Origin of the sequence: Dyadobacter sp. BHUBP1 (genome assembly GCF_050587785.1) — a bacterium.
In the GTDB taxonomy this organism is placed as follows: Bacteria; Bacteroidota; Bacteroidia; order Cytophagales; family Spirosomataceae; genus Dyadobacter.
In genome coordinates, this window is the sequence record NZ_JBOBIH010000008.1 from 98,343 (window position 1) to 122,179 (window position 23,837).

14 protein-coding genes and 1 tRNA gene are annotated in these 23,837 nt (G+C 48.9%); 8 read left to right on the forward strand and 7 right to left on the reverse strand.

All coding sequences use genetic code 11. The annotated features are described in order from the left end of the window. The first annotated feature begins 20 nt into the window (after nt 1-20). A complete protein-coding gene (hemE, locus tag ACQ4MZ_RS25590) occupies nt 21-1,049 on the forward strand; it encodes a uroporphyrinogen decarboxylase (protein ID WP_430849936.1) in 1,029 nt (342 codons plus the stop codon). Between the two features lie 2 nt (nt 1,050-1,051). Then, complete coding sequence (locus ACQ4MZ_RS25595; protein WP_430849938.1) at nt 1,052-1,576, forward strand: D-glycero-alpha-D-manno-heptose-1,7-bisphosphate 7-phosphatase; 525 nt, start codon at nt 1,052-1,054, stop codon at nt 1,574-1,576. A gap of 240 nt (nt 1,577-1,816) precedes the next feature. On the opposite strand, the gene ACQ4MZ_RS25600 is transcribed toward ACQ4MZ_RS25595, so the two are convergent. Then, a complete protein-coding gene (locus tag ACQ4MZ_RS25600; protein ID WP_430849940.1) occupies nt 1,817-3,295 on the reverse strand; it encodes an arginine decarboxylase in 1,479 nt (492 codons plus the stop codon). Between the two features lie 551 nt (nt 3,296-3,846). On the opposite strand from ACQ4MZ_RS25600, the gene ACQ4MZ_RS25605 reads away from it, so the two are divergent. The 5 genes from ACQ4MZ_RS25605 to ACQ4MZ_RS25625 all read left to right on the forward strand — a co-directional run bounded on the left by ACQ4MZ_RS25605 (nt 3,847) and on the right by ACQ4MZ_RS25625 (nt 10,757). Beyond that, complete coding sequence (locus tag ACQ4MZ_RS25605) at nt 3,847-4,488, forward strand: TetR/AcrR family transcriptional regulator (RefSeq protein WP_430849942.1); 642 nt, start codon at nt 3,847-3,849, stop codon at nt 4,486-4,488. After that, on the forward strand, nt 4,463-5,824 hold the full coding sequence (locus tag ACQ4MZ_RS25610; RefSeq protein ID WP_430849944.1) for a TolC family protein: 1,362 nt from the start codon (nt 4,463-4,465) through the stop codon (nt 5,822-5,824). The genes ACQ4MZ_RS25605 and ACQ4MZ_RS25610 overlap by 26 nt, the downstream gene beginning before the upstream one ends. Before the next feature lie 46 nt (nt 5,825-5,870). Further along, nucleotides 5,871-7,001 carry an efflux RND transporter periplasmic adaptor subunit gene (locus ACQ4MZ_RS25615; protein ID WP_430850249.1) on the forward strand — a complete coding sequence of 377 codons (1,131 nt, stop codon included), beginning with the start codon at nt 5,871-5,873 and terminating at the stop codon, nt 6,999-7,001. Nucleotides 7,002-7,128: 127 nt separating this feature from the next. Next, nucleotides 7,129-10,560, forward strand: a complete 3,432-nt coding sequence (locus ACQ4MZ_RS25620; protein ID WP_430849946.1) for an efflux RND transporter permease subunit — start codon at nt 7,129-7,131, stop codon at nt 10,558-10,560. A 123-nt stretch (nt 10,561-10,683) separates the two neighbouring features. Continuing rightward, nucleotides 10,684-10,757: transfer RNA gene (locus ACQ4MZ_RS25625), tRNA-Pro, on the forward strand. Between the two features lie 326 nt (nt 10,758-11,083). Here the strand turns inward: ACQ4MZ_RS25625 and ACQ4MZ_RS25630 are convergent. The 3 genes from ACQ4MZ_RS25630 to ACQ4MZ_RS25640 all read right to left on the reverse strand — a co-directional run bounded on the left by ACQ4MZ_RS25630 (nt 11,084) and on the right by ACQ4MZ_RS25640 (nt 19,612). Then, a complete protein-coding gene (locus tag ACQ4MZ_RS25630; protein WP_430849948.1) occupies nt 11,084-13,246 on the reverse strand; it encodes a M4 family metallopeptidase in 2,163 nt (720 codons plus the stop codon). Between the two features lie 54 nt (nt 13,247-13,300). After that, complete coding sequence (locus tag ACQ4MZ_RS25635; protein ID WP_430849950.1) at nt 13,301-16,021, reverse strand: choice-of-anchor tandem repeat GloVer-containing protein; 2,721 nt, start codon at nt 16,019-16,021, stop codon at nt 13,301-13,303. A gap of 261 nt (nt 16,022-16,282) precedes the next feature. Continuing rightward, nucleotides 16,283-19,612 (reverse strand): C25 family cysteine peptidase, encoded by a 3,330-nt coding sequence (locus ACQ4MZ_RS25640; protein ID WP_430849952.1) that lies wholly within the window; start codon nt 19,610-19,612, stop codon nt 16,283-16,285. A 248-nt stretch (nt 19,613-19,860) separates the two neighbouring features. Between ACQ4MZ_RS25640 and ACQ4MZ_RS25645 the strand changes: the two genes are divergently transcribed. Next, a complete protein-coding gene (locus tag ACQ4MZ_RS25645) occupies nt 19,861-20,142 on the forward strand; it encodes a hypothetical protein (protein WP_430849954.1) in 282 nt (93 codons plus the stop codon). Nucleotides 20,143-20,227: 85 nt separating this feature from the next. On the opposite strand, the gene ACQ4MZ_RS25650 is transcribed toward ACQ4MZ_RS25645, so the two are convergent. The 3 genes from ACQ4MZ_RS25650 to ACQ4MZ_RS25660 form a co-directional block, all read right to left on the reverse strand. Continuing rightward, nucleotides 20,228-20,593 carry a hypothetical protein gene (locus ACQ4MZ_RS25650; RefSeq protein ID WP_430849956.1) on the reverse strand — a complete coding sequence of 122 codons (366 nt, stop codon included), beginning with the start codon at nt 20,591-20,593 and terminating at the stop codon, nt 20,228-20,230. 233 nt (nt 20,594-20,826) lie between these two features. Beyond that, on the reverse strand, nt 20,827-22,767 hold the full coding sequence (locus ACQ4MZ_RS25655; protein ID WP_430849958.1) for a KUP/HAK/KT family potassium transporter: 1,941 nt from the start codon (nt 22,765-22,767) through the stop codon (nt 20,827-20,829). 53 nt (nt 22,768-22,820) lie between these two features. Continuing rightward, on the reverse strand, nt 22,821-23,792 hold the full coding sequence (locus tag ACQ4MZ_RS25660) for a hypothetical protein (protein ID WP_430849960.1): 972 nt from the start codon (nt 23,790-23,792) through the stop codon (nt 22,821-22,823). Nucleotides 23,793-23,837 lie beyond the last annotated feature (45 nt).

Consider the following 23,837-nt stretch of genomic DNA (forward strand, 5'->3'; position numbering starts at 1 on the left):
TTTCTCCCTACCTTTGCCGCATGAATCTGAAAAATGACCTTTTGCTTCGGGCGGCGCGGGGGGAGAAGACCGAACGCACGCCTGTTTGGATGATGCGCCAGGCCGGGCGCATCCTTGCAGAATACCGGGCCGTTCGTGAGAAAGCCGGAAGTTTTATTAATCTTGCCACTACACCAGAAATGGCAGCAGAAGTCACCCTGCAACCTGTCGACTTGCTGGGCGTAGATGCTGCCATTATATTTTCCGACATCCTGGTGATTCCCGAGGCAATGGGACTGCCTTATGAAATGGTGGAGCAGCGCGGACCGGTGTTCCCAAGCACGGTTCACTCGTTAGCCGACCTGCAAAAGCTGCATATCGCCGAGCCGGAAACGGACCTCAAATATGTGCTGGACGCCATTAAAATCACGAAAGAAGGTCTCGCGGGCCGCGTTCCGCTGATCGGTTTTGCGGGTGCGCCGTTCACAATTTTTTGTTACATGACCGAAGGCAAAGGCTCCAAGACCTTCTCAGTCGCGAAAAAACACTTATACGCCGATCCCGAATTTTCACATACATTATTACAACAAATTACGGACAGCACGATCGCTTATCTGAAAGCGCAGATCGCGGCAGGTGCCGATATTGTACAACTCTTCGACTCCTGGGCGGGCATTCTCTCGCCCGAGCAGTACCGCGTTTTCTCGCTGCCTTATATCAAACAGATCTGTGATGCGATTACCGAAGTACCCGTGACTGTTTTTGCCAAAGGTGCATTCTTTGCCAGAAAGGAAATCGGAGAACTAAGCTGTTCGGTAGTGGGCCTCGACTGGAATATGGACATCGCCGAATCGCGCGAGCTGATCCCCAACAAGACATTGCAAGGGAACCTGGATCCGTGCGTGCTCTATTCTTCCTACGACCAGATTCGCGCGGAAGTGAAGAAAATGGTGAACCAATTTGGCACGCAGCGGTACATTGCCAATCTCGGCCACGGCGTTTATCCCGACACCGATCCCGACAAGGTACGATGCTTTATTGAAGCCGTTAAAGAGTTTTCTTCCTTATAAATATGGCTTTACAGCAAAATAAATGCGTATTCCTCGATCGCGACGGAGTACTGAATGAGGATTGTCCGGACTATTTGTATAAGCTGGAAGAACTCGTTATACCGGAAGGTGTTGTTGAAGCGCTCCGAATGCTGAAAGAGGCGGGCTACCTGTTGATTGTCATTACGAACCAGGCAGGTATCGCGAAGGGGCTGTATACGGCTGATAATGTGTATGCGATTCACGAAGCCATGCAAAAAGTGTCGGGTAATGCGCTGGACGACCTGTATTTCTCGCCGTATCACCCGGCCTATTCCGGCAACTCATTGTCGCGAAAACCAGGTTCGCTGCTGATCGAGAAGGCCATGGCCAAATATGCTATCGATCCCGCGCAATCGTGGATGATCGGCGACCGGGAACGGGATATGGAAGCTGGAAAGAAAGTAGGTTTAAAAACGGTTCACATCATCCCGAATGCAGAAGAATCGACGGGAGACTATGCCGCTGTGAATTTGCTGGAAGCCGCCAGGCTGATATTGCAGCAGTAATTAAGCTTTTACTACCGGCGCAGGCTGGATTTTCTGTACTGATCCGTAAGCGGGACAGGCGTGTTTGGTGCAAGATGATGCTACCGCCAATGTTCCGCAAACAGCCAGGAGAAGTAAGATCTTTTTCATTTTCCAGTTCGTATAAGTTTTTGTCACTACAAAAATATAAAATTAAGTTCTTTGAATGAGCGTTTTAGCTTGACTAATAACGAACTCATTCAAAGAACTTTATATGCGGCATCAGATTTTTGTTTCCGCCAACTCTTCTTCCGGCTCCACGCGAGGCTTTTCGATCGCCGGCTTTCCATCCTGTGCACCGAAAGGCTCCTCTTTGAAACCCAAAATCCTCAGCATCGAATCGCTGTTCTGTTCATCGGCAAAAACACGTGTGGTAATGCGGCCTTCTTCGTCGCGGTCCACCAGCACGTGCTTCGGCGCCGGGATCAGGCAGTGCTGAATGCCCCCATAGCCTCCAAGCGATTCCTGGTATGCGCCGGTATGGAAGAAACCGATGTATTGCGGTTCGTTATCTTCAAAAATCGGCATGTACAAATCCGCGCTGTGCATCTCCGAATTATAGAAATCCTGCGAATCGCACGTTAGTCCACCAAGGTTTACCTTTTGATAAGGATTATCCCAGTTATTGATCGGAAGCATAATATACTTCTGGTTCATACCCCAAGAGTCGGGAAGCTGGGTAATGAACGATCCGTTGATCATATACCAGAGCTCTTTATCGTTCTGGAGCTTTTTGTCGATGATTTCATAGATCACCGCGCCGCTCTCTCCCACTGTGTAGCTTCCGAACTCCGTGAAAATGTGCGGAACGGGAACGTTGTTCTTGTTGCAGATCCACTGGATGTTCTCGATGATCTCATCGATCATTTGCTGGTAATCATAATTCGATTGCAGCGAAGTCTGGATCGGAAGGCCGCCGCCAATGTCGATAGAATCGAGGTCGGGACAGATCTTCTTCATTTCGCAATATTTGAACATGAAGCGGGTCAATTCACTCCAATAGTAAGCGCTGTCTTTAATACCCGTATTAATGAAGAAGTGCAGCATTTTGAGCTTGAAACGAGGGTTTGGCTCGATCTTCTCCTTATACAACTGCTGTACATCATTATAACGGATCCCCAGACGCGAGGTATAAAATGCAAAGTTCGGTTCCTCGTCCGTTGCAATGCGCATTCCGAAATGCACCGAATCCGCCGTCACCTGCTGCTCGTACGATTCGATTTCTTTGAGGTTGTCCAGAATAGGCACCACATTGAAACCTTCGTTGATCAGCTCGCTCAGGTATTGCGTGTAGCGCGGCAGCTTGTAGCCGTTCGCCAGAATGTACGTGCTCTTATTGACCTTGCCACGGCGGTAAAGCTCCCGGATAATGGGAATATCGAAAGCGGAAGACGTCTCGATATGGATGTTATGCTTCAGAGCCTCTTCCAGCACAAAGCTGAAATGCGACGATTTCGTGCAGTAGCAATAGGTATAAGTGCCTTTGTAATTATGTCTTTTGAAGGCATTCCGGAAGAACATGTTGGCATTCTCGATGTGTTCTCCGATCTTGGGCAGATAATTGATCTTTAACGGCGTACCATGTTCCTTGATGATATCCATCAGAGGTACATTGTTGAACAGCAATTCATTATTATCTACGTTGAACTCCATGGTAGGAAACTCGAACGTCTGCTGAATCAGGTCAATGTAGCTTTTCATTGATTTGTTTGTCGCGATGGCAATTAGTGAATTGGGTGTTAAAAAATAGGAACGAAAATGACCCGAAAATTGGTCAGAATATGTGTCATTTCCAAACACGGATCGCCGTCAAATCATTCCCATCCGAAAGCAATTTATCGCGCTATTTGCCAAGTTCATACCTGAAAATACCCGCTTAATAATTTTTTAATTGACGAACCGGCGCCACGCCTCCTATTTTCAGGCCGGAAATTCTGGAGTCACATCAAATTTTTCCGGTTCCGAGCTCATTCACAGCATTTTATATCGGACTATTTATTCTAAATATAATCCTATTTAAAATTTATACATTTCTCAACAGCTAAAAACCATTCCTATGATTACTCTCAAAACGGCCACGCTCTGCAAACGGCCAAAATGCCGCCGACGCTGCTAATTATCGGCGTTTAGGGGCCATTCTCAGCCCGACTTGTGCCTTCTTCGACGATAAACGACTACTTGTGCGTAGAAAACTTTAAACATTCTCAGAGTTTTCTTAGTTTTTGTCATTCGAAAATTTCAAATTTGTCGCTGTGAAAGAGCGAATTATCAAATCGGCACTGAACCTTTTCTGGCGTTACGGCATCCGCAGCGTCACGATGGACGACATTGCCCGCGACCTGGGAATTTCGAAGCGAACCATTTACCAGCATTACTCCGACAAGGAAGCCATTCTCGCCCTGGTGATACAGGAAGAGATCCGGATGCAGAAATGCGAAATGGAGAAACTGGAAGAACTCGCCGAAAACCCGATCGAAGAAGCGATGTACGCTACAGTGCAAATGCAGGAAACGCTCGCCGACATGAACCCCACGCTTTTGTACGATTTGAAGAAGTATTATCCCAACGCCTGGGAGCTGTTTCAGAACTACAAACACGAGTTCATTATCAAAAACATGCGGGAAAACCTCCTGAGAGGGATCGAAATGGGCCTCTACCGCCCCGATATCGATGTAGAGGTGCTCTCGCTCCTGCGCGTGGAGCAGATCGTGCTCGCTTTCGACCCGACCGTTTACCCCGCCAAGAAGTTCAATATCATGCACGTGCAAACCCAGTTTCTCGGGCACTTTTTAAGGGGGATACTTTCGGAAAAAGGCTTTGAATACTACAACACCATAAAAGATAAACCAGCAACTGAACTCAATATCCATGAAAAATGCCAGAACAATACGTAGCACTTTGATGCTGCTCGCGGCACTCATTTATTTTGTACCACTTCATGCACAAACCGGCTATTCATTAAAAGAGGCCGTTGATTACGCGATCAAGCACAATCTGAATGTCAAGAATGCGCAACTGGATGCGGTTTCCGCCGAAGCGCGCATCGGAGAAATCCGTGCAGCGGGTTTGCCGCAGGTTACAGGAGCCGTTTCGCTAACGAACAACATTATTATCCCAAGGTTCTTCTTGCCGGCGAAAACCTTCGACCCATCGGCACCGGACGACGCGCCGCCGAGCGCCGTGAAGTTTGGGATTCCCTGGCAGGGCTCCGCTTCCGCCAACCTAAATCAGCTGATTTTCAATGGCTCCTATTTCATCGGATTGAAAGCAGCTGCTACTTACCGCGAACTGGCGCAAAAAAGCACCACTTCTTCGAAAGTGACTGTTGCCGAAGCGGTAACCAAGGCTTACTACTCGGCCCAGGTAGCGGAAGAGCGCGCCAAGCTGCTTGATCTGAACATCGCCCGCGTGGACTCATCCATGCGCGAAACAAAGGCGATGAATGCAAGCGGTTTTGTGGAGTTACTCGATGTAAACCGCCTCGAAGTGCAGATTAACAATTTGCAGACCGAGCGCCAAAAAGTGCAGAACCTGATCGACCTGAGCTATGCATTGCTGAAATTTCAGATGGGTATGCCCGCAAACGAGCCTATTAAGCTGACGGATGATATCAATGCAGTAAACGTGGCCGAGCTCCGGTCGGAGTCGGAGAGCCTGGATGTGAGCTATGAGAAAAGAATTGAATATTCCTTATTGAACACCCAGGAAAAGCTGGCCATGCTCGATCTGCGCAATGTACGCTCCGGTTACCTGCCCAGCTTGTCGGCATCCCTGGGATATGGTTATAACGCGGGTATGGACAAATTTTCGCAGTTATTCAACAATCCGTGGTTCAACAACATGGTACTGGCCGTGAACCTGAACATTCCGATTTTCGACGGTTTTACCAAGAAATACCAGATTGCTCAGAAAAAAATCGCGATCGACAAGGTTAAGAACAACCAGAATTTGCTGAAACAGTCGATCGATCTGGAAAACAATCAGGCTAGCATTAACATCAAGAATGCATTTGCCACATTAGAAACGCAGAAACGGAACCTGACGCTCGCCGAAGAGATCGTACGCGTCTCGAAGATTAAATATAAAGAAGGCGTAGGCTCGAACATCGAGGTGATCAACGCTGAATCTTCTTTAAAGGAAGCGCAGACGAACTACTTCACCGCCTTGTATGACCTGATGATCGCGAAAGTGGATCTCAGCAAGGCCAAAGGCGAGCTATATTCCGAATAATACCATTAACACTTAACGAAATTTGAAACAGCTACTTACCAATACCATGAAAAGCAATATTCTGATTATAACCGCTATTGCCTCCATCCTCGCCTCCTGCTCGGCCAAGAAAGAGGGTTTGGAAGGCAAAAAGGAAGAGCTTGCCGCGCTGAAAGCGGGACAGGTTGAAACTGCTAAAAAAATCAAGGAACTCGAAATCGAGATTGCCAAGCTGGACCCTAAGAAAACAACGGAGGCGAAAGTGAAACCGGTGTCAATAACCACATTGAATGCTGAAACCTTCAAGCATTATGTAGAGCTGCAAGGCACTGTCGATGCGAAAAACAACGTGATGGTTACGCCTAAAACAGGCGGTGCGATCGTCGCAATGTATGTCAGGGAGGGTGACGCGGTGAAGGCGGGAAGCGTGATCGGTAAGATCGACAACAGCATTCTGACCGAATCCATAGAGGAATTGAAAACTTCGCTCAGCCTTGCCAATACGCTTTATGAAAAGCAGAAAAACCTCTGGGACCAGAAGATCGGTACTGAGCTGCAATACCTGCAGGCGAAAAACAACAAAGAATCGCTCGAAAAGAAACTGGCTACGCTGAATACCCAGCTTTCGCAGACCAACATCGTATCGCCAATGGCGGGTGTGGTGGACCTCGTGAATGTGAAAGTGGGTGAAATGGCTTCCCCGGGCGTGGGCGTAGTACGCGTTGTGAACCTGGCCAACCTGAAAGTTCTGGCCAAAGTATCGGACGTTTATGCCGCCAGCGTAAAAAAAGGCGACGAAGTGATCGTCAAATTCCCGGATCTGAAAAAGGAATTCAAGGCGCGGATTTCGTTCGTAAGTACTGCGGTTGATCCATTGTCCAGAACATTCACCATTGAGGCCAACCTGCCGTCCGATCGTGATATCAAGCCCAATATGATGGCACAGGTACAGATCAACGACGCCACCAGAAAAAATGCGCTGGTGATCGATCAGAACTATGTCCAGAGCACGGAGAAAGGGAATGTGGTGTATGTAGCCGTGACCGAAGGCAACAAAAAGGTAGCCAAAGCGCGGGAAGTAAAGACCGGCCTGAGCTACAATGGCAAAGTCGAGATACTTTCAGGCTTGTCGGCAGGCGATCAACTGATTACCCTCGGCTATCAGGAAGTTTCCGACGGCCAGCCGATCAGCTACTAAATATGAATAAGAGTGACGGCCATTTGGTCAGTTATGGTCAGAGGTTGTCAGGGATTGTAGGCAAGATGCACTCCCTCATTCAGTCATTCAATCATCGCGCCGGCGACCCGGTCAATCATTCAACATTATGAAATTTAGCGAATATAAAACCTTAGGCTTCACCAACTGGTGCGTAGAGAACAGGACGACGATCTACATCTTTACGTTCATCATCACGCTGGCGGGGTTCATGGTGTACAATAACCTGCCGAAAGAGCAGTTCCCGGATATCAAAATCCCGCAGATTTATATCAATACGGTATACTTCGGGACGGCACCGGCCGATATCGAAAACACGATCAACAAACCGATCGAGAAACAGCTTAAATCCCTCAACGGGGTTAAGAAGATTAAATCCAATGCATTGCAGGACGTATCCGTAATCCTGGTGGAATTTACGCCGGACGTGGCCGTGGAAGTGGCCTTGCAAAGGGTGCGGGATGCGGTCGATAAGGCAAAGACCGATTTGCCCCAAAACCTCGACTCCGGCCCGACCGCCCAGGACGTGAACTTCTCGGAATTCCCGATCATGAACGTCAACATAGCCGGTAATTATTCTTTGAAACAACTCAAAGAATATGCCGAAGATTTGCAGGACGGAATCGAAGCATTACCTGAAATTACCCGTGTGGATATCCTCGGTGCATTGAACCGTGAAATCCAGATCAACGTGAACCTCGACCGTATGAAGTCGACCGGTTTGACATTCTACGACGTTCAGACGGCGATCCAAAGTGAAAACATCAATGTTTCGGGAGGAGAGCTCAACGTGCAGGGTGTTCGTCGTACGCTGCGCGTGAAGGGCGAGTATACAGATGTGAACGATATGGCCAACATCCGCATACGCACGTCCACCGGCGCGACTGTGCGCCTCGGCGACATTGCCGAAGTGGTCGATAGCTTTGAAGAGCAGCAGGATTTCGCCCGTCTGGCCAACAAATCGGTAATTACCCTGAACGTGATCAAACGCTCAGGAGAAAACCTGGTCGATGCAGCCGACAAAATTGAAAATGTAATCGCGGATTATAAAGAGAATCGCTTTCCTGCCGGTCTGGACATTAAAATTACGGCCGACCAGTCGATCCAGACCCGCGCCGACCTGCATGACCTGATCAACACCGTTGTACTCGGCTTCATTTTCGTGGTACTCGTACTGATGTTCTTTATGGGTGTACGTGATGCGATATTCGTGGGACTCTCGGTACCGTTGTCCGCATTGGTGGCATTTGTATTGATGCCGATCATCGGTCCGATGGTAGGTACCGAATTTACCCTGAACACGATCGTGCTCTTCGCATTTCTTCTGGGTATCGGTCTGGTAGTGGATGACGCGATCGTGGTTATCGAGAACACGCACCGCTTGTTCAATATGCATAAGGACTGGACGATCCAGCAAGCGGTAAAAGCCGCTGCAGGAGAAGTGTTCATTCCCGTACTTTCCGGTACGCTTACCACCATTGCGCCGTTCTTCCCACTGCTTTTCTGGTCGGGGATAGTCGGGGAATTCATGAAATTCATGCCGCTCACGCTCATTATCACGCTCGGAGCCTCGCTTTTTGTGGCTTATGTGATGAACCCGGTATTCGCGGTATCGTTCATGGGCCGCCATGAAGACGAAAAAGAAGCGCACGACACGAGTTTTAAAGCAATCCGACGGCCAGTCATCATCCTGGTGGTAGCCGCTTTGCTAGGCTATGTAATCGATCGTGGTGTGGGTAATTTCTTTGTATTTATATTAATACTCTGGATTTTCAACCACTATATTCTGACACCGCGCATTCTGGTCCCATTCCAGGACAACTTGCTTCCTGCACTGAAAAACGGCTACCGCAAGCTCATCGACTGGCTGCTCAGAGGGTGGCGTCCGGTGGTAGCGATTATCGGCGTATTCTTCCTGCTGATTGCTACTTTTATAATCACCGGTATCGCACAACCCAAAGTGCTGTTTTTCCCTAGCGGAGATCCCGATTACGTTTATGTCTACAACAAATTACCGATCGGAACGGACGCCCGCGTAACCGACTCCGTAACCAAAATCATCGAAAAACGTGTTTTTGACGTTTTGGAGAAGGAAAAAGCCATGGATATGGTCAACTCGGTGATTGCCAATGTCGGCAAGAATGCAGGTGACCCATACAACCCGGACCGCTCGGCCACGCCGCACAAATCGAAAGTAACCGTCGCATTCGTGTATGGTACCGAGCGCGGCGGCAGATCTTCCGAAGTAATCCTCCGTAAGATCCGCGATGCGGTTTCGGGGATTCCCGGCGCTGAAATCTCGGTTGAACGTGAAGCAGTAGGCCCGCCGACAGGAAAACCTATCTCAATCGAAATTTCGGGTGACGAATTTGAAGTACTCCAAAAACTGGAAAAAGACGTTCTGAAAAAAGTGCAGGATTCGGGCATCGAAGGTATCGACCAGCTCCGCTCCGACCTTGTTACCAACAAGCCCGAAATCGTGATCGACATCGACCGCGAAAAGGCGCAACGCGAAGGCATTAGTTCGCAGCAAATCGCACTGGCGGTGCGTACGGCATTGTTTGGCCTGGAAGTTTCGAAATTCCGGGACGACAAAGACGAATATCCTATTATGGTAAGATTGGAAAAAGACGACCGTGAGCAGATTGAGAAATTGCTGAGCCTGAATGTAGTTTACCGCGACATGAACATGGGCGGTGCGTTGCGCCAGGTACCTATTACTTCCGTCGCCAATATCCACTACTCAACGACTTTCAGCCAGATCAACCGTCAGGACCAGCGCCGTATCGTGACGTTGGGTTCCGACGTACTGCCGGGCTACAATGCCAACGAAATTGTGGCACAGATCCAGACCCTGATCCAGGATATGGAAGTTCCCAACGGTTATATCATCAAAATGGGTGGTGAACAGGAAGAGCAGGCCGAATCCATGTCGTTCCTCGGAACTGCGTTCGGTGCGGCCATCATGTTGATTTACCTGATCCTCGCGACCCAGTTCAACTCGGTGATCAAGCCATTCATTATCTTCTTCACGATCGTACTTTCGCTGATCGGCGTATTGCTGGGCTTTGTGATCTTCCAGAAAGACTTCTCGATTATCATGTCCGGCGTAGGTATTATTGCATTGGCTGGTATTGTGGTGAAAAACGGTATCCTCCTCATCGAGTTCATCGAGGAGCTCCGTGGGCGCGGATACCCGATGCGCGAGGCCATTATCGAAGGCGGCGCGATCCGTCTGACGCCCGTACTGCTCACAGCTTCCGCGGCGGTACTCGGTCTGGTACCGCTTGCATTGGGTATCACAGTCGATTTCGTCGGGCTGTTCCGCGACCTCGAACCCCACCTGATCGTCGGAGGTCCGAGTTCCGTATTCTGGAACATCCTCGCCTGGACGATCATTTTCGGTTTGACATTCTCCACCTTGCTGACGCTCATCATGGTACCATGTATGTACTACGTCAATGAGCGCATCCGCGACAAATGGTTCCGGAAAGGCAAGGTGGATGTCGTGAACCCGAACTGGCAGAACGAGTCGATCTAATCTGACAACCTATATTGTTCATTTCAGGGGAATTCAATTTTTTTCAACCTGAAATGAACAATAATCCAAAACATTCTTAGATTTGCAACCCCAAAGAACGGCCGAAAGGCATTCTCAGGAGTTCGGGATGTAGCGCAGTCCGGTAGCGCACTAGCATGGGGTGCTAGGGGTCGCAAGTTCGAATCTTGTCATCCCGACATTGAAAATCAGCCACTTACAGCTTTATGTTGTGAGTGGCTTTTTCATTATGTATGGGGCTTTATAAGCCACCTAAGCATCTGACAGATAATTTAATAAACTGCTCCCAAGACAAAAAGACAAAGATTTTACAGCTGGTTTCACACTTACATTCTGGGAGTTCGAACAATTTTAGTTTTGATCACGTTTCTTACGTAATACAAACTTGGTCGAAATAGCCATTACTGTTTTTGACCGGTCGCCAAGAGACCGACCCTGATATTAATATTCCTTACTCAGGCGATAGGTTGGTTTTATGGGGAAAACGTTACAGCCGGATCTCCTGTCAGAGCTTCAACACAGAAAACTGATACGAGGCTTTCCTATTTCCGATCAACACCTGATAAATGCCTGGCGGCTGCTTGCCGAATTGAATATCCAACTTACCGTTCTGAATCCTTGCGTTTTTCAGAACCATCACCGTCTGCCCGGATGTATTGGTCACCTTCACGGTTACTTCCGCGTTTTTCCATTCGAATAGCTCTATATGGAGGGACGATTGTATCGGGTTTGGATAGAACCTTATATTCCGGCCCACGGGTGCGTCGATGGCCACAATACGGCTGTAAGCAAAGCTGCTGTCCGTATCCACTTGTTTGAGGCGGTAGTAGATGATTCCTTTATCGAAATAGGTATCCGTGAAATTGTAATGATTGGTGGTAGACACATTACCCGCGCCCTGCACGCGCCCGACTTCCGTGAAATGGCGGGCGTTCGTACTTCTTTCAATGGCGAAATAAGCATTGTTGCTTTCTGAACTCGTAACCCACTCCAGGATGTTGCCTTCCGACGTGTTTCTACCTTCAAAACTGGCTAATGTAACCGGTAGCACAGTGCAGGAACTGACTCCCCGTAACTCCACAGCGGCAATAGCTTTGCTCAATTCCGCTACCTCCTCCGCAGTAATAGCCTCGAGATAGACCGGGGGCCTGTTAGGCTGGTAATCTAATTCAGGAAGGTTGAAGGCGATCAGGTCGCTGGCTGCCGCTTCCAGAATATCCGCCATCGCCGCGAAATCGGTGGTTTTGGTCATATACCCCCATTGCGCGCGCCAAGCGATATGCGCGAGCTTGTGTATAAACATTGCTTTGAACGTTTGGCCGTTATATACCCCACCATTGCCCAGTAATGCGAATGCGTGGCTCAGTACCGTGCTGTTTTGGTGTGCATCGCCGCCATTGGCGCACACATATTCCGGATCGGAGAGTTTTCCCGGATTACCCATGCAATCCGGCTTGTACATGTCCCGGATTTCGCCCCGGTATTCACCAATCTTCCATAAGCTGCCGGAGCAATAGCTGGTTCTTGGATATTCTTCGAAGCTATCCATATAGCCGCTGTTTTTCCAGTCCACGATCTCGCCCCAAACATCTGCCAAGGCCTCATCAATTGCGCCGGCCTGGCCTTTGGTTACGAGTCCGGCCGTGTGTTCAATGTAGGCGTGTGCCCACTCATGGCCTACGATGTCATCGGTGGAATAGTCTGCGCAAAAATTGGCACTTACCCCATTCCAACTCGATTGCGGGCATTCGAAATTTGGTGTGTTAAAAACAGTGATCATCGGCGAATCGCGGTTGTCAAAAGAGACCCACCCGAACCCGCTCTTCATCATATTATAAACGTGCCCCGACACATCGATCTCCGCCTTGCGCGATTCATATCCTCCTTCGTACGGGCCGGTTGCGCCGCCGGCGTCCGACCATTTCAGGTTTTCGGGGCTAATCGTGCCATTGTATATCCGCCTGTCGATGCCGTGAATACCGGTAAACTGCTCCGCGAGCTGCCCGGTATGTGCATCGATGTACAAGAACTCCCGCACGTCGGCGTCATTCCGGATTTCCACTTCATACGCCAGCACTTTGGCACCGTTAACTCCTTGAGCTAGCCCTTTCTGGAAAATGTAAAGCGCGCTGCCATTCACTTTCAGCGGCGCATTTGTCTTGACCAGATTTTGAGCCGTTACCAGGGCCAGTGCTTTCACTTCGGCATCCTGCTGCGTAAGTGTCGGTACAGGATTGACGTTAATATCGGCAATGTAGTTGCCGTTTACAGCCGAAAGCCGCTTGTTGACATCATAATGAAATCGCATTACTCCGTCCCAAACCAGTACCCCTTTGTAGGTCTGTTGCAATGTAACATGGTCGAGGAAAAACAGGTCCGACTTCTGTTCCCGGAATTGCAGCTCGTCGGTGCCCGGCCGGAGACCGAACAATGCCTGATATTGTGAGACGAAATTCAGCGATTTTTCACGTGCATCGGCACCGGTAACCTGCAATGCATTCGGGTAGGGAAACCGTAGAAACGCGAGCGACCGGGTAGCGGAATCAACAGTGGCTTTGGCACCGGTGGCGGCAACAAATGCCTCGATTGCTGTCTGCGTGGACGTTTGGGCAAGGGCCATGTGCGCGCACAGCAACAGCTGCATGAGGGTTGATAAAAAGTGTTTCATGCCTGTGTTGAGTTATGTAAAATGTGTATCGGGTGAAAAGGATGGGTTCGAAGGCTAATTTTTCAAAACCTTGAGAATATGACCGTTCGAGAACTTCAGCAGGTAAATTCCTGTCCGTAGGGATCGCATATCCAGTTCAAGTGCTTCACCATCGGACTTCCCGCCCATGACTATATTTCCCTTCATATCCGCCAGCTGCCAGGCGCCATTTGTTTTTGGAGTATGTTTTACATGAAGCGTTTCCACCACAGGATTAGGATAAATCAAATTCCCCTCACCGGGCAATGCCAGCCGCAGAATGGCTGAGTAGGCGAAAGCGCCATCCCCACCGGCCGGGGCACGGTCGATCATTTTCAGTCGATAATAGGCATAGGTGCCGGTGATTTCGTTCAGACCGGTGTCAATGAAGCTGTATCGGCCGGTCGGAGAGGTGCTCACCTCGCCAATCGTGCTGAATGTCCTGGCATCATGGCTGCGTTGGAGCTCAAAGTGCGAGAAGTTGGACTCTTCCGTCGTGCGCCAGGTTAACATGCCCTGATTCTCCTGGAGTTTTGCATTGAAATCAACCAGCGTAACCGGCAATGCGCCTGCGGGGATCAATGTCATAGTCGAAACGGATGGCCAGTAGCCGAGCGGATCGAGATAGTTGCCGAAAGTGCTGGGATATTGGAATGCATTGGTGACAGGGTTCCATTCCACCACGGTGCCTGGATTTCGGGCGAGGAAATAGAAATTCCCGTTGCTGAGGGCCATGCTGCCGCGCAGGTCCGAGCCCACCTGCAGAGGCGTGCGAGTCGTGTTTGTCTCCAGCTCCCATTCCAGTACGGTTCCCAGGTTGCTCTCACCGCCCGCCGAAGTCAATGTGTACAATTTGTTATTATAAGTAATGAATGATCCGTAGGGCTTCATGCCCGTGGTGCTATTCAGGTTCTGCTGCTTCGTAATGGTATTGCTCACCGGATCCCATTCGAACAGCGACCCACCGTTCGTTGGACTGCCTGTAGTGGTGGTGCCGTAAAATTTGCCATTTCTAAACAACAGGTCCCCGGTCGGCCTGCCACCAGTCGCCGCGGTGAAATCCAGTTTTTTGGTATAAACGTTCGTCACCGGGTCCCATTCAAAGATCACCCCGAGATCATAATAGCCTCCGTAAGTGGTCATGCCGTAGAACTTTCCGTCCTGTTCTATGAGGCTTCCCTCAGGTTGTCTGCCGTTTGTGGCTACGAAATCGACTTTCTTTGTAAAAGTGTTGGTCTGAATATCCAGCTCAAACAATGTCCCGACTCCGTAAAGCCCGCCAGCCCAAGTAGTTCCGTATAATTTCCCATTTTTGTGCACCAGATTTCCCAGTGGCCGTGAGCCTTTGGTAGCGTCGAGACTTTGCAGTATTTTAAATTCCTCTGTACGCGGATCGAATCGGTAAATTACGCCCAGATCGGAAATGCCACCCCCATAAGCCGTTCCATATAGTTTGCTGCCGACCATCGTGAGACCGCTCTTTACGCCATTCCCTTCACTGACATTAAATATAAACTTCCCTTCAAAAGCATTGGTAGCGGGGTCCCACGAATACATTTCGGTATTATTATGCGCTTCCACTCCTACCGGCCTGCGGCCCCATAATTTGCCCTGCCATTCGATCATCTGCCCCTGAAATCTGCCGCTACGGCCATTGGCAAAACTGAACCGGCTTGTAAACGCATTTGTGTCCGGATCCCACTCGAAAATAATCCCCTGACCGGCCGAGCCACCATTCGCCCGACCATACAATTTGCCGTTATACAGCGTAAAGCCAATCGGATCAACGTAGGTGCTGATAGCCGAGGGAATCGTCATTTTGATTGTTAGCGCATTAGTCGCCGGATCCCATTCATACAATTCGCTGCGTGTCGTGATGCCGTACAACTTACCGTCTTTCCAGGTGACGTAGGAGTTGGGTTTTCCCATCGGATATCGAAACGATACCTTCCCGATATAGGTATTGGTGGCCAGGTCCCACTCCACAATTTCTCCCATGCCGCCTTCACCCCCCTCATTCGTGGCAGCATATAATTTGCCCTGGTATTCCGCCATTTTGGCAAATGGCTCGTGTGTGCCATTATCCATCAGGCTACCGGCTGCGCGGAATGTTTTGCCTAGCGTACCGGTATCCGGGTCCCATTCGTAAAGATAGTCGCCGCCTGAGCCCATGTCTGCAAGGATTACACCATAGAATTTTCCATTGTACATGGTAAAACTGTCGCCACCACCCTGCGAATAGGCAGGTAGCAAGCTGTAAAGATCGACGAGCTTCTTGTATACATTGGTAATCGGATCAAACTCATAAATGACGCCGTGGTCATTTTGCCCGCCAAGCCGGGTGTTACCGTATAGCTTGTTGTCTTTCAGATAAAGGTACAAGCTTGGCTGGTTGCCTGTGGCCCCGTTGAACCGGTGAAGCGTTGTGTATTCATTGGTAACTGGATTCCATTTAAACAAGGTACCTATCCCCGCGCTTAGATCGTCGGTCCTCAGATCTACTTGCGTGGCGTAAAACTCCCCGTTAAACTCCACGAAATCGCCTACAAACCGGCCGGGTCGTTCGTATTCGAACTTGTGCCGGACTTTAAGGTCGGTACCGTCGGCTGCCGAGGAGAACATCGTGCCCTGGCCTATGAGATGATCGGTACGGGTAGTTGCCCAGAGTTCGCTGGCTTCCTGGGCACTTGCTAAAAGCGGCGTGAATGCGCATAGCAAGACCGCTAAGACGCGCTTAGTGTAGAATTCTAACTTCATTTTTGTCGTATAACGTTGAGCAGGTGTAAATATAGTCTTATTTTGTATTCAACTGGATACAAGCGCAAATTATTCTACCCGGCTCGAATCTTGTCATCCCGACAGAGCCTGGTCACTTGACCGGGGCTTTGCTTTGCCGGAGCAGCCCATATGACAGGCGCAGCCTGTTAGTAGTGGTGGTTTATGACATTCCAATGAGGAAGTATTTAAGCAAAAAACGGGTTGGAAAGGTCTGACAAACGAGGGCAATCGGTCCTTATGTCAAGGCTGCACAACAACTTTACCTGTTTTATTATCTAGCATTGCCCTTTCTTCGTCTTCCAGGAATACCTGATAGCTGTAAACTCCTGCCCGGGTTTCCTTAGGAATCCAGAACCACTCCACTACCGGCGCTCCGGCTGCAACCGTCAAAGTCTTGTCTTCGATTCCAATTCCCCGCTGATTATAAATAATATAGCGAATCCATTTTAATGCCAGCGACTTAGCATTTCTTAGTTCAAAACGTACATATGAAGTAGCTGGATTGGGGCTTACCACCAGACTCTGCTGGCTATCATCGGGCTTGACGACTTCAAAACACATCCGATATGGCTGGGAAACTTCAATGCCCGCCCTATCTCTCGCATTAACCAACATTTCATACTTGCCCGGGCCAAGTCTGCTTGCATAATCCAATGTCAGCCCCCTGCTTCCCTGTGCTTGCATCACCAGCTTGTCCCCCACGTAGGAAAGCCGCTCAAAATGGCAACGATCATCGGCACAAAGCTTTATAAATATATCAATAAGCGTGGTGTCAAGAGATAGGGCATTGTCGTCGTTGAGGCTTATACGAAATGATGGGTCGGGAAAAATGGGATCACCCTGCTTCAAAAGACGTCCTTCTGACTGCACGACCAAAACAGGCGGGATATTGTCTTTCAACAATCTAGTGGAAAACATCTGCTTGTCCTTCACCAAATCCCAGTCAATCAGCAATTCAGCATTATTATTCTCACGTGTAAGCTCATTTAAGATGTGTCCAGGATCGATCTGTACTTTTATGGAATTCAGGTCTTTTTCCCTGGGAAAGGATAACTTTAACAATTTCTTGTTGGGGAAAGATCTAATATTAAGCCTGGCCGAATGTGTCGCCTGCTTCCCTGACCAATTGATTTCCAACGGCACGGTTTGATCCTCCTTAAATCTGCCGAAATTCACTAAATCAATATGTACCCGCAGCGAATCCGACTCTCCAATAGTTTTGTCCGCCGAATCCGAAAGAAGTGTTATCCCGCCGTTGGTTTCAACCGCATAATCGGGCTTCTCTGCGGCAAGCAGACGTAAGGCTGGATCACCTTGCAGCAGCGACTGGTGCACGTAGGCAATGTTGTATTGGTCTTTATACTTGGATAAAATATCGTTAGCTACCGCCAGCTGTATATTGCCTATTGGCAAACTGACGGTCGCCGGGTTTTCGAACATGTGGTGATACAATGAGTTCAAATAGGTCATTCCCGGACTCACAAAACTTTCAAAAGAACTTGCAATGACGGCGATGGCTCCCCGGTGGGGCGCGACGAGCCAATCGAGTGAGAGCGTAATCCGGTCGGCGGCTTTGGGATTAGGCGGCGTGGGATTGAACCGGTTGCAAAACACATTACCCACTCCGCAGCCATTGAAATACAGTACAGGATATTTATTCAGATTATGGTAACCTCTCGCCTCATCTCTGACGTGACCGATGTCAGGATCAGTTGTGATAGTCGAACCATGCCCGAAAAATGTAATCATCCCTACCCCTTCATTAACATCTTTGCTGATATCTACGGATTCCACCTCTTGGGTAGGTTGCTGTTTTACATAGGACTTCACCGTTCCGCCGGCTATTCCTTGTTGTACCATCGGCTCCAATGCACGCAAATAATCCCGAAGCTGCACAATTTCACTCGTCGTTTTTCCTCCGCTCAGATGAAGTATCTTTTTTCGCCAGCCCGATTCTCCCGGTCCGCTTGACTCATACGCGATCACCTTTTGAAGATAGTCGGTAATATTCTGATTGGTCACTGCTGACAGTCTTCCGACCGGAATAACAGGCACATTAACGGCACCTCCTGCTATGCCTTCAACGAGTAATGCGTCCGACCCAGGAAAACCGATTGTGGGCACCTCGCCGGGAAGTTCCCGGATCATACGTTCGTTTTGCGTAATGGATTTGCCGATCAGGAACAGATATTTGTTCTCCGTCCCGTCGGAAAGCATGTAAGCCATGAATTTTTTGATCGCGACCGGGCTAGGTTCGCCATAGTTAAACTGATTATAAATGTCCTGAATTTCAAAAATGGCAGGTTTGAAATTACCTCCGGCCGGCGAAGCCCTGTACTTTGCGTAACTCGTTGCACCCTCCCGAAGGGCTTCCGTAGTAATGATGATATAATTGGTCGATTTAGGATCATGCGCCATTAACTGCACCCTGGCGATGTTCGATGAAGCCACTTCGAATATTTCAGATGTAGCCAGCAACACCTGCTTCTTACCCGGTTGGCGCGGAATCATCAGAGTTTCATCTCTTCTTGTGAGGACGACCGGATTTTCGACATCCGAAATATCAATAAATCTGAACTTGGACGGGACGCCCTTTACCAGTATTTTATTCCATTTATCCGCAACCGCATTTAAGCTAAATTCTTTAACCGGCACACTCCCGACTCGAAGGACTTGTGCAAATTCAATAGAATAGTAGGCGATTGAAAAACGCTCCAAAGGTTCATCGCTTACGGATCGGATCACCAGCACGCCGCCCTTCCCGGAGTCCGTGTCTTCGGGCCTGATATCAAATACACATTCCGTTGCAGCAAAGCCGAAATTGTCCGATACTTTAGCCAAACGTAAAGCATTCTTGCTTTTGCCTATGTAGCATTCCAATTTCCGGTCGTTCCTACTCCTGCCGTGCAATAGTAATTTGACCGTCGGATTATGGGTACTCTGAACAAAATCACTCAGCTTAAATTCAAATATCGCCTCCTCTTTGTTCTTATAAACTACGCTTGTCCTGCTTGCTCCCAACTCAAAATAGCTGTTGAAAAATCCCGGGTTAATCGAGGATTTGGTTCCCAGGGAATAATCTTGCTGAAAGATCTTTGTTAGCTGTTCATTGTGATCTTCAACAACCGGTACAGAGGGGTCATCTGGCTGATCTACCACGCCAGACCTCTTCCCCGGCTTATCTCCCACAGTCAGAAAATACGTCCCTTCATCCCCATACATACTGAAATACGGATTCACGCGCGAACTCATGGGCCGGTACAACAGCGAATCGCTTGCACCGTCGTTCGGAACAGCATAGAAGATGATTTCCTGATTTGCTGTACTGATGATGGATATCTCTTTACCCCGATGCCAAAGCTGCAATTTTTCGGGGGAGCCAACTGGAAAACCCTTCGGCAAGGAGGAGAATGCAACTTTGTGCAAGCCCTTTTTCAGGATTCCGATTTTCACGTAAGGTTTGTTGTAGTCGATCCAGCTGTTGGCGTAAGGTGCGCCCCATTGGGCTTGTAATTGATAACTGATCAGGAAAGCCACAATCAATAGCGCCTGCCTTGTGAAATACCACATATCTTCAAGAATGTCTGATGAATCCTCAATAAAACACTGCTTGACGATTCCATCCGCTTCCTTCCAGCGAGCGTGACATATGGGTTAGCAACTGGCTTTTGTAATCGCTGCACCGCTGTCGTTGTTCTGTTTAAATATTTCTACAAAATAATCTAGCAGAGATACTACAATGCAGGTCGCTCTCAAAAATGTATAATTCCTGGCATAGGATTTGACCTCTCGCTTTTGAATAAATCAACTCACGACCGATGGATACTTTTAAGTTTATGAAAGATGACTGGGTGAAGGAAAAAGGAGGCGACCAGCTCATGCAGGTCGACGAATACCAGATCGTCGAGATCGTGGCTAACCATCCTGGATCAGCCTCGCTTCCTGCCACCAGACGGGTATTCAGCGGGAAAGTTTGGTGTACCTGGGTCAACAAAAACAAAGCGGTAATCACACAGCCGTTCTGGGAAGATGACCTGGAACCTGCCACCGACCGGCAGAACGACCAGCACGCCTATCCGTCCCTTAACCACACACACTAATCCCCGAAAACCCACTCTCATCTCAAGACTAAACACCAAAGCCCGGAATCGCTCCCGGGCTTTTCAGTTTTCAATCTTTCTCGCATCAGGGCTTTCCTGCGGGATCAGTTTGCGGCTTCACCGACGTAGTATCATCCATTTCAGCAGTTCCCTTGCGGTTTTTCCGACGTTCCGAACGCTCTTTCCGCTTGTCATCAGTGGGCATCAGCGTATCGTGGATCACGGCTCCCGAGCTTTTTTGTCCTTTGATAAGCGTATCCTCAGACGGAATCTGAGCGGGTCGGGCAGGTGATTGCGGCGAATTGAATTCAGGCTTCGTTTCAGGCGCTGTTGTAGGAACAGGACTTTGCGGTACCGGTTGTGGCACAGACGGTTCCGGCGTCACAGGATTCTGTGCAAATGCTCCTGCGATCCCCAGGAGCATTGTAAGTACGCATGCAAGGTATTTCATGGTTCATGCTGGTTTAGTGAACAAAAATTACCTGTACTATGGCGGTTATTTGCACTAAAAGCATTCCAGAACCCTGCGTTACACCCGGGCCTCCAATGGCATCCTACATAGGAGGTTTCAGATGCACTGACCACAAAATGCGTAGCGATATACCCAAAATGTGCGGTGCTTCATTGGATAAATATGATTTTGAAAACCCTCTTTTCAACTCGAAATACTTCGCAACTGATTTATTAGCTATACACTCTCTTCATGCGGATTTTCTCACTCGGCGTTAATACCAACGGCACTTTTTCCACTTTCACCGAGCTGCTATCGAGGCCAAACCATTTATCTTCCGACGTAGTAATGCTTTTGATCGCGAAGTAGATCTTCATGATCAGTTCCTCCATAAACGGCAGATTGTTTTCAAGCGACAAATAACGTTCGAGGACAATGAAACGGAAGTCCCCTGTGATATTCTGCCGGCTCAGCGATTCGTAACGGCTGGTAATGTCCACCTCCTTATTAAGTACCATATCCTCTACCACCTTCCGGAAGAAAAGGTTAATGCGCTGCTCGATCCGGAAGCCAAGGCGGAACGTTACTTTAATTACATCGTCCTCCGCGAGGGTATTCACGTGATAATCCATAGTGTAGGGCTCATCGGTGGTTTCCACGTGCACAAACCAGTAGATATCGGCTCGCTTCGGCCGTTTGTAAAAGATCGAATAAATGATTTTGCTCTCGATTTCGTTTTCCCGCGGGGCATTCGACATGAATATCAAATGCGTCGAGTACTTGGGAATACTGATGTCGTTGCTCAGTTCCTTCAACGGACCAATGTACTTTTCCAGGCTTTCGAACTCCGTTAGTCGCATTTTGATGTAATATGCTTTCAACCAAACGGTAATCACCAGACCGATGACCGTAGCCAGTACCAGTGACACCCAACCGCCGTGGGTGAATTTCAACAGGTTCGCAGCCAGGAATGAGCCTTCAATAGCCAGATAAATGACCAGGAAAACGATCACAATCGATTTGCTTACCCGTTTTACATAGAGGTACACCGACATGAGAATGGTAGTCATGATCATCGTAAGGGTGATCGCGAGCCCGTACGCGGCCTCCATATGCGATGATTCTCTGAAATACAGCACAATACCAATACAACCCGCCCAAAGCAGCCAGTTCACGCTCGGTACATAAAGCTGCCCTTTCTGATCGCTCGGGTATACCAGCCGGACCTTCGGCCAGAAGTTAAGCCGAATTGCCTCCGAAATGAGGGTAAACGAGCCACTGATCAGCGCCTGGCTGGCAATAATGGCGGCAGTAGTAGCAATGCCAATTCCCGGCAGCAGCCACCAGTCTGGCATGATCTCGTAAAAAGGTTTGCGGCCATTCAGCAGATCGCCCGAATGCACTATCAGCCATGCGCCCTGGCCAAAATAGTTCAGAATGAGACAGGTCTTTACAAAAACCCAGCTGATACGGATATTTCCGCGCCCGCAATGCCCAAGATCGCTATACAATGCTTCTGCACCGGTAGTACACAGGAAAACAGCACCCAGCATCCAGAACCCGCCGTGATGGTTGGCCAGGAGCCGGTAGGCATAAACCGGGTTTAGCGATTTCATGATCTCGGGATGGTCGATCACCTGCGAAACGCCCAGCACAGCCAGCATCAGGAACCATATCATCATCACCGGACCAAATGCGCGACCGACGATCGTCGTTCCAAAGGCCTGAACAATGAATAGCAACGTGAGAATGCCGATCACAATTGGGATCGTCTGAATATCCGGATAAAGTATACGCAAACCTTCCACAGCGGACGACACCGAAATAGGTGGCGTAATGATCCCATCGGCTAACAGCGTACTCGCCCCGATAATGGCCGGGACCGTCAGCCAGGCCGCTCGCCTGCGCACGAGGGCAAACAGCGCGAGGATACCACCCTCGCCTTTGTTGTCGGCCCTGAGAATGAGGATCACATATTTAATGGTCGTTTGCAAGGTAAGCGTCCAGAAAATACAGGACACGGCTCCATAAACGACGTCATTCGTAATCTTGTTGGTACCGATCACCGCCTGCATTACGTAGAGCGGCGACGTTCCGATGTCTCCGTAAATAATCCCTAATGCTACCAGAAGTCCGGCGGCAGACGCTTTATCCAGGTGTTTATGCGAACCCATTCGTTAGTCTGTTGAAATGCAGTGCGAATTTAGAAAAATCCGGCTGCTCTTCGTTAAAAGGTATAAAACTCATAGGTTACCTTCCATTTAATCTCCTGACCCGGCTGAGCGGCGATCTTAATGTATGGTTCGGGGCAGGACGTGGTCGGACAAGCCCAGTAAACCAGCTTTTCCAACGGCTGATCACAGGTAATCCGCACGCCTGCCTTTGTTTTGGTATTTTCAATCTTGATATCATAATCCTTCGCGGTAGGTCCGAAGCCTTGTAAACCGGCGCTGAAAACCTGATCTCCTTTAACTACTTCCCGGGAATAGTTCAGCATTTTACCGTTTGCGTTGATAATACTCCCGAAACCTTTGCCTTCTCCCTTAACTTCAAAAGGGAACACAATCCGGATATTCTCATTCGACGGCTCATTGTCAATCATGAAGAAATTGTGGTTATAAGTGCTCGCCACGATCGGTTTCGAGCCGGTATTTTTCAATATGTGCTCCAATACAAGTTGCGGTTTGCCTTTTACCAGTTTCAATGTTTTATGGTAATTATAGCCATAGCCGGTTTCATCACTCAATTCATGAGTAAACACGACCTGATCTTTACCCTTCGCCACCGACCATTTACCCGGATTTTTGATTGCATAATTAGTTGCGAAAGAATACTTTTTATCGTCGGGTTTGGTCAAAACGCCTACACCGATCTTAACAAACTGCTCTCCGGGCTTTGCCTCGTCGAAATTCAACGGCGTGAATTCCTCTACGGGCCCCATAATCGCATCATGTAACTGGGGATCGTAAGGCGCCTGGTTCCAGGTTCCGAAATAAGTATGCCCTTTGTATTCCAGACTAGGTACCACACCCGCCCAGTCGAAGCGTACGCCCCGGTAATATCCTTCATTTGCATCAGGCAAATACAGTTTTGCTTTGATCATCCCGTTTGAAATGTCGGTTTGCGGAAACTCCGCGATGGTAAATGCAGTGATGGTAAGGCATATCAATGCGGAAAACAGGAATACGATCTTTTTCATTTGAATGGAATGGTTTAGGAAGAAAAGTCGGGTCGAATAAAACCT

What these genes read in the sequence shown, in the direction of transcription:
- hemE (WP_430849936.1), top strand. Translation starts at nt 21, where the DNA reads ATGAATCTGAAAAATGACCTTTTGCTTCGGGCGGCGCGGGGGGAGAAG.
- ACQ4MZ_RS25595 (WP_430849938.1), top strand. Translation starts at nt 1,052, where the DNA reads ATGGCTTTACAGCAAAATAAATGCGTATTCCTCGATCGCGACGGAGTA.
- ACQ4MZ_RS25600 (WP_430849940.1), bottom strand. Translation starts at nt 3,295, where the DNA reads ATGAAAAGCTACATTGACCTGATTCAGCAGACGTTCGAGTTTCCTACC.
- ACQ4MZ_RS25610 (WP_430849944.1), top strand. Translation starts at nt 4,463, where the DNA reads ATGAAAAATGCCAGAACAATACGTAGCACTTTGATGCTGCTCGCGGCA.
- ACQ4MZ_RS25615 (WP_430850249.1), top strand. Translation starts at nt 5,871, where the DNA reads ATGAAAAGCAATATTCTGATTATAACCGCTATTGCCTCCATCCTCGCC.
- ACQ4MZ_RS25620 (WP_430849946.1), top strand. Translation starts at nt 7,129, where the DNA reads ATGAAATTTAGCGAATATAAAACCTTAGGCTTCACCAACTGGTGCGTA.
- ACQ4MZ_RS25630 (WP_430849948.1), bottom strand. Translation starts at nt 13,246, where the DNA reads ATGAAACACTTTTTATCAACCCTCATGCAGCTGTTGCTGTGCGCGCAC.
- ACQ4MZ_RS25635 (WP_430849950.1), bottom strand. Translation starts at nt 16,021, where the DNA reads ATGAAGTTAGAATTCTACACTAAGCGCGTCTTAGCGGTCTTGCTATGC.
- ACQ4MZ_RS25640 (WP_430849952.1), bottom strand. Translation starts at nt 19,612, where the DNA reads ATGTGGTATTTCACAAGGCAGGCGCTATTGATTGTGGCTTTCCTGATC.
- ACQ4MZ_RS25645 (WP_430849954.1), top strand. Translation starts at nt 19,861, where the DNA reads ATGGATACTTTTAAGTTTATGAAAGATGACTGGGTGAAGGAAAAAGGA.
- ACQ4MZ_RS25650 (WP_430849956.1), bottom strand. Translation starts at nt 20,593, where the DNA reads ATGAAATACCTTGCATGCGTACTTACAATGCTCCTGGGGATCGCAGGA.
- ACQ4MZ_RS25655 (WP_430849958.1), bottom strand. Translation starts at nt 22,767, where the DNA reads ATGGGTTCGCATAAACACCTGGATAAAGCGTCTGCCGCCGGACTTCTG.
- ACQ4MZ_RS25660 (WP_430849960.1), bottom strand. Translation starts at nt 23,792, where the DNA reads ATGAAAAAGATCGTATTCCTGTTTTCCGCATTGATATGCCTTACCATC.